Here is an 8,599-nt window from a genome sequence, read left to right as displayed (position 1 = left end):
CCGCGAGCGGCGTCCCGACCGGGTGCTGGAGACCAACGTGGAGTTCTGGGCAGCGATCGTCCTCGACTTCGCCGAGGTGCCGCCCACCATGTTCACCTCGATGTTCACCTGCGCCCGCACGGGCGGCTGGTCGGCGCACATCCTGGAGCAGAAGCGCACCGGCCGGCTGATCCGGCCCTCGGCGATCTACACCGGTCCGCCCTCGCGCCCGGCGTCCGAGGTCGACGGCTGGGACGAGGGCTGGGGCGCCTGACCCTCGGTCCGACCGGGTCAGACGGCCGGCGGCGCGAGGGCCTGCTCGACGTACCAGCTCGTGCGGCCCTTGGCGCCGGCCATGCTGAGCGAGACGTGCAGGTGGTCGCGGTGCCGCAGGGTGACCGAGCACCCCTTGCGGGTGCGGCAACCGGAGCTGAGGTACCTCTTCGGCTCGAAGCCGTCCCACGCGGCGTACATCCGGTCGTTCCAGATGACGTACATGATGCCCATCCGGCGAGCCAGCGCGTCGGTGTCACCCAGCTCGTCGTCCGCGAACGCCTCGATGAGGAAGGCGTCGGCGAGCGCCCGGTCGTCGGGGTCCCTGACGTCGAGCATCCAGTCGAAGGCGCGCCCGTCCTTGTGCTCCGACTGCCCGCCGCTCGAGCACGAGCGCAGGGTCCCGCCGTACACGCCGCCGCGGGCCACCAGCCACCGGCCGAGCGCGACGGTGCCTGGCCTGTCCTTGCGGGCGCAGGCCTTCTGCGGCTGGTACCGCGCGTAGGACTCGACGGGCATCGCGTACTTCGCCTGCGCCGGCACCGTGAGCAGACCGGCGCACACCACCAGGCTCGACAGGACGGCGAGCAGCACCACCACTCCCCTGCGCATGTCGCCTCCCGTGATCGACCCGACGCACCGCCGGTCCCGCCGAAAGGCTAGGCGGACCGGGTGGGACGTGTGGGACGAATGGGAAGATCAGACGCCCGACGTACGGCGTGTCGGCTGGACACACCGGACATCGCCGCCGCGCCAGCGTTCAGAGTGGCCTGCGTTCAGAGTGGCCTGCGTTCAAAAGTGACTTGCCGAAGCAGCGGCTGAGCGGGGAGTCCCGGTAGTAGCCGAAGCCGTCGATGCGCTCGTAGCCGGCCGAGGCGTAGAGCCCGATCGCCTCGGGCTGCCGCTCCCCCGTCTCCAGCACGATCGCCTCCGCCCCCGCCCGGCGCGCGGTGAGCTCGAGGTGGGCCAGCATCCGGCGGGCCAGGCCGAGGCCGCGTGCCGCGGGTGCGACGTACATCCGCTTGACCTCGGCGGTGCGCGTGGTGCCGGCCACCGACACGTCCGCACGCCGACGCCACGCGCCCGAGACGACGGGCGTGGCGTCCAGGCGGCCGACGAAGAACATCCCGGTGGGGTCCTCGAACTCGCTGGGGTCGATCGGGGACTCGTCGCGACCGCCGTAGCGCACGACGTACTCCTCCTGCACCTGCTCGACGAGGAGGACCGCGTCGGGGGCGGTGATGGGGAGCCGCTCGATCACCAGCCGCGCGCCCGGCACGGCGGCCTCGACAGGTGGACCCGCTGCCACGACGGGACCGTCGGATGAGAGGCTGTCCACGCTGACAGCGTAGTCAGGGACCTCTCACCACTGACTCCCCGGAAGGCTCCTTTCGTGAACGATGCGATCCAGATCCCCACCGACCTCCTGCCCGCCGACGGCCGTTTCGGCGCCGGTCCGTCGAAGATCCAGACCAGCCACCTCGACGCGCTGGCCGCGACCGGCAGCACGCTGATGGGCACCTCCCACCGCCAGGCACCGGTCAAGAACACCGTCGGCCGGGTGCGCGAGGGTCTTGCGTCGCTCTTCGACCTGCCCGAGGGCTACGAGGTCGTGCTCGGCAACGGCGGTGCGACCGCGTTCTGGGACATCGCGACGTACGGCCTGATCCGGCGCAAGAGCCAGCACCTGGCCTTCGGGGAGTTCTCCTCCAAGTTCGCCAAGGCCGCCCAGCAGGCGCCGTGGCTCGACGACCCGACGGTCATCGCCAGCGACCCGGGCTCGCGTCCCGACGCGGTCGCCGAGGAGGGCGTCGACGCCTACGCGTGGGCCCACAACGAGACCTCCACCGCGGTGATGGCCCCGGTCGTGCGCCCCGTGGACGACGACTCGCTCGTGCTCGTCGACGCCACCTCCGGCGCCGGTGGCCTGCCCGTCGACCTCACCCAGGTCGACGCCTACTACTTCGCGCCGCAGAAGTGCTTCGCCTCCGACGGCGGGCTGTGGATCGCCCTGATGTCGCCGAAGGCGCTCGCGCGGGCCGCGGAGATCGCGGCCACCGACCGGCACGTCCCGGCGTTCTTCGACCTGCCGACGGCCATCGACAACTCGGCCAAGAACCAGACCTACAACACGCCCTCGGTCGCCACCCTGTTCCTGATGGCCGAGCAGCTGGACTGGATGAACGCCCGGGGCGGCCTCGCCGGCATGGTGGAGCGCACCACGGCCAGCTCCGACGCCCTGTACGGCTGGGTCGAGCGGACGTCGTACACCACGCCGTACGTCACCGACCCCAGCCACCGCTCGCTGGTCATCGGCACCGTCGACTTCGACGACTCGATCGACGCCGCCGCGATCGCCAAGGTGCTGCGCGCCAACGGCGTCGTCGACACCGAGCCCTACCGCAAGCTCGGCCGCAACCAGCTGCGGGTCGCGATGTACCCCGCGATCGACCCGAGCGACGTCGAGCGGCTCACCGCGTGCATCGACCACGTGGTCGAACGTCTCTGACGACGTCCACGACGCCCGTCAGGCGTCCTTGAGCAGCCGCAGCACGGCGCGCTCGAGGGCGGCCTGGCGCGCGTCGGCGGTRTCGTACGACGCCCGGACGGTGATCGTCCTGCCGTGCTCGTAGGCCTCGACCACCCGCGGATCGACGTACGCCGTCCGGGCCAGCGTGGGGGTGTTGCCGAGGAACTCCGAGACCTCCTTCATCGTCGCGGCGACGGCCCGCTTGCGTGATGCCCTGCTCTCCCCCGGCTCGTCGGTGGAGGCCAGCGCGGCGGCGGCGATGACGGTGGCGTGCCAGGTCCGGAAGTCCTTGGCCGTGGCCTCGATGCCGGTCGCCTCGCGCACGTAGGTGTTGACCAGGCCGGAGTCCAGGCTCCGCCACTGGCGCCCGTCCTTCCAGGCCAGCAGGCGGTCCCCGCCACCCCGGCGGGCCCGCATGACGTCGAGGGCGCCGATGGTCGCCTCGTCGTCGATCTCGATGCAGTGCTCGACCCCGGACTTGCCCACGAAGCAGAAGGTCAGCCTGCCGCCCCGCTTCGTGACGTGCTCGCGCAGCAGCGTGGTGAGGCCGAAGGAGCCGTTGGTGTCGGTGTAGACGTCGTTGCCGATCCGGAAGTAGCCCAGGTCGAGCAGGCGGACGGCCACGGCGCAGGCACGCTCCAGGCTCATCCCCTCGGTGCCGAGGTCGGTGAGCACCCGCTCCCGAGCCTTGGACATCGCCTTGCCGAAGTCGATGATCCGGTCGAACTTCGCCGCGTCGCGGCTGGCCCGCCACTGGGGGTGGTAGAGGTACTGGCGCCGGCCGGCGTCGTCGGTGCCGACCGCCTGGAGGTGCCCGTTCGGGAAGGGCGTGATCCACACGTCCTGCCAGGCCGGCGGGATGACGAGGTCCTTGCACCGCTGGACCTCCTCGGGGGCGAGCCGGTCGCCGTGCTGGTCGAGGTAGGTGAAGCCCTTCCCGACCCGGCGCCGGGTCCAGCCCGGCTGGTCGGGAGCGGTACGGCGCAGGCGTGGCATGACGGTGAGGCTAGTGGGGCCTCAGGCTGCGCCACAGCACCCCTAGGGCGATCACACCGACCACTGCCCCCACCAGCCACGGCCAGGCGTCGCGGTCCGTCGGCGCCGCGGGGAGGACGTCCTCGGCGACCGTGCCGGCCGCGGGCGGCGAGGTCGGGGTCGGGGTCGGGGTCGACGTCGGGGTCGGGGTCGACGTCGGGGTGACCGGGGACGAGGGGACCGGCTCCGCCACCGCCCGCTCGATCCGCCGCGGCACCCGCACCGCCAGCACGTCGGAGCCCTGGCCCTCGCTGCTCACGAGCACCCGGCCGTCCGGGGTGACGGCGATGCCCTCGCCCTGCTGCTGCGCGGGCAGGTCCCACGCGCCGACCGACTCCAGCTCGGGGAAGGTGTAGACGGTGGCGCGGGAGTAGGTCCGCAGCACGACGTGGCGACCGTCGGGGAAGAACGCGCCGTCGGTGACCAGCCCGACGACCTGACCGACCAGCCCGAGCTCGTTGGGGGCGTCGTCGGCCATCTCCGGCGGTGCGGCGTAGACCTCGCCCGCGAAGACCCCCTTGGTGACCACGTGCAGGCGACCCGTCGTGGGGTCCGCCAGCAGCGTCTCGGCGTCGCGCGGCCCGTCGGGGTAGACGAGGTCGATCGTCTCCTCGTCGACCGTGCGGTCGCCGTCGCCCACCGGCACCCGGGTCACCTCGATCGAGTCGCGGGACCCGGAGTTGTCCCCGATGTCACCGACCCAGACCCGGCCCGGACCCGCAGGGGCGAGGGCCTCCACGTCGCGCGGGCCGTCGGCCCAGTAGGTCGTGCCGACCGTCTCGCCGGTCGTCGCGTCCACGGTGAAGACCCGCCCGATGYCACCGGAGTCGTTGGTCGTCCACACCCGGTCGCCGGCGGCCACCAGCCCGCTGGACTCGACGATCTCCGGGTCGGCGAACGAGAAGAGCACCCGACCGTCGTCGGGCTCGGCGCCCGTTGCGAGCCCGATCGCGAAGGGCGCCAGCACGGCGGCCCCGGCGCCCACCGTCAGCAGTCGACGCCGCAGGTCAGGCACGCCCGGGACCCCGCGGCTCGGCGTACCGCAGCTCGGCGTCCAGCAGCTCGGCCAGGCGGGGCCGCACCCCCCACGTCGTCACCAGGTCGTCGTACTCCTGGCGGAGCCGGCCGCCGGTGACGGGCGTGCCGGTGCGGGTGGCGCGCAGCAGCGTGTTGCGGGGGGTGTGCGCGCTCTCCACGAACTCCACGACGTCGACGCGGTAGCCGACCTGCCGCAGGATCGCGGCGCGCAGCGCGTCGGTGAGGGTGTCGGCGAACCGCTCGCGCAGGATGCCGTGCCGGGTGAGCATGGCGTACGGCGCCGGGGTCGGCGCCCTGCGCAGCTGCGCGGCCACGTCGTGGTGGCAGCAGGGGGCGGCGAGCACCAGCGCCGAGTCCCACGCGATCGCCCGGGCCAGCGCGTCGTCGGTGGCGGTGTCGCAGGCGTGYAGGGCCAGCACCACGTCGGGGGCCTGGGCCAGCTCGGCGTCGCCGATGGCGCCGACGACGAAGTCGGCCTCGATGCCCAGCGACGCGGCGACGCCTGCATTGTGGTCGGCCGACTGCTGCTTCACGTCGACGCCGGTGACGCGGACCGGGAGGCCGCGCACCGCGGAGAGGTAGCGGTGGGCGGCGAAGGTCAGGTAGGCGTTGCCGCAGCCGAGGTCGACCACGCGCAGCGGGTCGGCCTCCGTGGGGGTGCGCAGCTGCCCCTTGGCCAGCGCGTCGCCGATCGCCGCGTCGAGCAGCCGCAGGAACTCCTCCACCTGGCGGTACTTCGCCTGCCGGGTCGGCTTGATCCGGCCCTGGGCGTCGGAGATCCCCAGCGCCGCGAGCACCGGGTCGTCCTCGGCGAGGAGCCGCTGCTTGGCCTTGTCGTGGCCCCGCTCGGCCTCGACGGGGGCGGCCCGGTCCTGGGTGTGGGTGACCGCGTCGAGCTTCTTGGTGGCGCGCACCTGGTGGGTCTGGGTGGTGGTGTCGACGTGCCAGCTGCCGAAGGGCTGGTCGAGCAGGTCGTCGACCAGGACCGTGGCCTCGTCGCCGGCCGCCACGTTGGTGGTGTGCGCCTGGGTGTCGTCGTACGACGTGACCTGGAGGTGGCGCCCGGCCTTGAGGTCGACGTAGCGCAGCTCCACGCGGCGTACGGGCCGGCCGGCGACCGCCGGGACCCCGCCGCCGCGCCGGGCGCCGGACGCGACGGCGCGCACCAGCGTCTCGGGGTCGAGCAGGTGCCCGCGGAGGCGGGCGAGGGCACGCAGGAGGGGCTCGGTGGCCATGTCAGGCGCCTCCGCTCACGGCTGCTCGCCTCACAGGACGGACGCGAGGAGGACGACGAGGAGCAGGGCCCCCAGCGCGACCGGGATGACGAGTCGGCGCTGGCGGGGGTTCATGCGCCCATCGTAGGTCCGGCCCCGGGCGCCGACCCACTCGCCGAGGGCGCCAGGGACAGGGCGTGCGTCACCACGTCCAGCACCGGGACGGCCCCCGAGGAGATGTCGGCCACCTCGACCCAGGCGACGTCGTCGGTGGTGCCGCCGATCTCGACGACCCGGGGCTCCTCCCCCGTCGCCACGTGGGCGTCGAAGAGCAGGTGCACGCCGTGGTAGTCCTCCCACCGCCCGCTGGGGGCGGTGCCGGAGAAGTGCGTGTCGTGGACGCCGAGCAGCTCCCCGACCTCGCACTCGACGCCGCACTCCTCGAGCACCTCGCGCACCAGTGCCGTGGACGGGCGCTCGCCGTGGTCGATGCCACCGCCGGGGAGGGTCCACGACCCCGGGTGGGCCGCAGTGGCGGAGAGCCGGGTCAGCAGCACCCGGGAGTCGCGCCGGACCACGGCGTAGGCCGCCACCCGCTGCACCCGCATCGGCCGGTGGTCGGCGAGTGCCTCGGTCACCGTCGCCACCACCGGCACCACACCGGACGCCACCGCCGCCACCGGGTGCCACGCCGCCTCGATCGTGGAGCCGTCCACCTCGAGGACGCGCGGCTCGGGCGCGTCGGCGCGCACCCACGCGTCGTACACGATGCGCAGCGCGTGGAAGTCGGTCAGCACCCCGTCGCGCGACGCACGCGGCAGGTGGGCGCTGTAGACGCGGGCCGAGTCGCCCACCACCGCCTCGAGGCCCGTCTCCTCGACGATCTCGCGCAGCAGCGCGTCGCGGGGGTCCTCGCCGTGGTCGAGACCGCCGCCGGGCAGGGTCCAGAGCTCGGTACGGCTGATCCGCGGGGCGAGGCGGCACAGCAGGATCTCGGCATGGTGGCGGGGCAGGATCTCGGCATGGTGGCGGGGCAGGATCTCGGCATGGTGGCGGGGCAGGATCTCGGCATGGGTGGCCGGGGTCCGCAGGATGACGGCGTACGCCGCCACGCGCTGTCGTCTGGGGAGAGAGGCCATGGCACCAACCTGCCATGGAAGGGGTGACTGACGTAGCCTCAGGAGGTGCCCCCCACGCAACGAGATCCGTGGCTCGACAACTCCAAGATGGTGCTCGTCGTCTTCGTGGTGATCGGGCACTCGTGGGGCCTGCTCGAGAAGACCCAGGGCTCGCACTGGGCCTACGACTTCCTGTACCTGTGGCACATCCCGGCGTTCGTCTTCATCAGCGGCTACCTGTCGAAGTCCTTCAGGTGGGACCGCCGGCACCTGAAGAACCTGGTCTACACGCTGCTGGTGCCCTACCTGATCTTCGAGCCCGCGCTCTACTACTACCGCGTCACCGTCGTCGGCGAGACCGAGCCCGGGACGCTGTGGCTGGAGCCGCACTGGACGATGTGGTACCTCGTCGTGCTGATGATGTGGCGCCTCGTCACGCCGATCCTCACGCTGCACTGGCTCTTCCTGCCGCTGTCCGTCGCGGTCAGTGTCCTGGGCGGCTTCTGGAACACCGACCTGCTGATGCTGCCGCGCTTCCTGGGCCTGCTGCCGTTCTTCGTGCTGGGCCTGCACCTCAAGCCGCGTCACCTCGCGCACCTCGACGACGTGTGGGTGCGGGTGGCCGCCGTCCCCGCCCTGGTCGGGATGGCCGTCGCGGCCCTCTACACCGACGCCTGGGCCCAGACCGCGTTCCTCTGGTACGACGCCGGCTACGAGGACGTGGGCCTCGACCCGGTCATCGCGTTCCAGACCCGTCTCACCGTGATGACGCTGGGCCTGGTCGGCGCCTTCTCGGTCCTCGCCCTGGTCCCTCGACGCTCCCTCGGGTGGTTCACCGTGATGGGCGGCGCGACGATGGTCGTCTACCTCTTCCACGGCTTCGTCATCAAGACGGTCAAGGCGCTGGGGTGGCCGGGGTGGGCCGAGGAGCACACCACCGCCGGCTTCGTGCTCACCACCGTCKGTGCGGTCGGCCTCGCGCTGCTGCTGGCCTCTCCGCCCGTACGCCGCGTGCTCGAGCCCTTCACCAACCCGCTGGGCTGGTGGGAGTCGCGTCGCGCGGCCCGCGCGTCGGCACCGGCCCCCAGCTCGGAGGCACGGCCGAGCGAGGAACCGACTCCATCGCGTGGGCCTCGAGCCGCGTCGGAGCCGTCCCGCCCAGGTGGGCCGGGTGCCATGGAGCAGGCTCACCGGGACGCGGCGCGTGGTGCGGCAGGCCCTGCAATCCCTCCAGCAGCGTCGTCATCCGACGACCGAGGTCCTGCGTCCAGGACGTGAGGTCGTCCCCGGAGGCAGCGGTGACCGGCTCCCCGAGGACCACGTCGACGCGTCGACCCCGGGACAGGTCCGGCCGGGGTCCCCGGCCGAGCTCGTCCGGGCGTCCGACGCTCCAGATCCGCTGGCTGCCCCAC

9 protein-coding genes are annotated in these 8,599 nt (G+C 72.8%); 3 read left to right on the top strand and 6 right to left on the bottom strand.

Annotated elements, in window-relative coordinates:
- Positions 1 to 253 (top strand): citrate/2-methylcitrate synthase (locus tag ACXJKL_RS08525; protein WP_457206632.1); only part of this gene is annotated, 253 nt, incomplete at its 5' end.
- Positions 254 to 270: 17 nt separating this feature from the next.
- Here ACXJKL_RS08525 and ACXJKL_RS08520 read toward each other — a convergent pair.
- Both ACXJKL_RS08520 and ACXJKL_RS08515 read right to left on the bottom strand, forming a co-directional pair.
- The gene (locus ACXJKL_RS08520) at positions 271 to 864 is read right to left on the bottom strand and encodes a hypothetical protein (protein WP_457206631.1); all 594 of its coding nucleotides are present in this window, start codon (positions 862 to 864) and stop codon (positions 271 to 273) included.
- A gap of 148 nt (positions 865 to 1,012) precedes the next feature.
- Positions 1,013 to 1,591 (bottom strand): GNAT family N-acetyltransferase, encoded by a 579-nt coding sequence (locus tag ACXJKL_RS08515; protein ID WP_457206630.1) that lies wholly within the window; start codon positions 1,589 to 1,591, stop codon positions 1,013 to 1,015.
- Between the two features lie 54 nt (positions 1,592 to 1,645).
- Between ACXJKL_RS08515 and serC the strand changes: the two genes are divergently transcribed.
- On the top strand, positions 1,646 to 2,761 hold the full coding sequence (gene serC / locus ACXJKL_RS08510; protein WP_457206629.1) for a phosphoserine transaminase: 1,116 nt from the start codon (positions 1,646 to 1,648) through the stop codon (positions 2,759 to 2,761).
- 18 nt (positions 2,762 to 2,779) lie between these two features.
- Here the strand turns inward: serC and ACXJKL_RS08505 are convergent, their stop codons facing one another.
- The 4 genes from ACXJKL_RS08505 to ACXJKL_RS08490 form a co-directional block, all read right to left on the bottom strand.
- The gene (locus ACXJKL_RS08505) at positions 2,780 to 3,778 is read right to left on the bottom strand and encodes a DNA topoisomerase IB (protein ID WP_457206628.1); all 999 of its coding nucleotides are present in this window, start codon (positions 3,776 to 3,778) and stop codon (positions 2,780 to 2,782) included.
- A 10-nt stretch (positions 3,779 to 3,788) separates the two neighbouring features.
- Positions 3,789 to 4,832 carry a hypothetical protein gene (locus ACXJKL_RS08500; protein ID WP_457206627.1) on the bottom strand — a complete coding sequence of 348 codons (1,044 nt, stop codon included), beginning with the start codon at positions 4,830 to 4,832 and terminating at the stop codon, positions 3,789 to 3,791.
- Positions 4,825 to 6,090, bottom strand: a complete 1,266-nt coding sequence (locus ACXJKL_RS08495; protein ID WP_457206626.1) for a class I SAM-dependent methyltransferase — start codon at positions 6,088 to 6,090, stop codon at positions 4,825 to 4,827. The genes ACXJKL_RS08500 and ACXJKL_RS08495 overlap by 8 nt, the downstream gene beginning before the upstream one ends.
- Before the next feature lie 110 nt (positions 6,091 to 6,200).
- Positions 6,201 to 7,208, bottom strand: coding sequence for an NUDIX domain-containing protein (locus ACXJKL_RS08490; protein WP_457206625.1), 1,008 nt, complete (start codon positions 7,206 to 7,208; stop codon positions 6,201 to 6,203).
- Between the two features lie 45 nt (positions 7,209 to 7,253).
- Here ACXJKL_RS08490 and ACXJKL_RS08485 point away from each other — a divergent pair, with 45 nt between their 5' ends.
- Positions 7,254 to 8,465, top strand: a complete 1,212-nt coding sequence (locus ACXJKL_RS08485; protein ID WP_457206624.1) for an acyltransferase family protein — start codon at positions 7,254 to 7,256, stop codon at positions 8,463 to 8,465.
- The last annotated feature ends 134 nt before the right edge of the window (positions 8,466 to 8,599 follow it).

It is taken from the genome of Nocardioides sp. P5_C9_2 (assembly GCF_054049555.1).
The sequence above is the reverse complement of the archived record's forward strand: the minus strand, read 5'-3'. Positions and strand labels throughout refer to the sequence as shown.

Bases quoted from the DNA above. Each gene is read 5' to 3' on its own strand.
- ACXJKL_RS08490 (WP_457206625.1), bottom strand. From the start codon at position 7,208: ATGGCCTCTCTCCCCAGACGACAGCGCGTGGCGGCGTACGCCGTCATC.
- ACXJKL_RS08520 (WP_457206631.1), bottom strand. From the start codon at position 864: ATGCGCAGGGGAGTGGTGGTGCTGCTCGCCGTCCTGTCGAGCCTGGTG.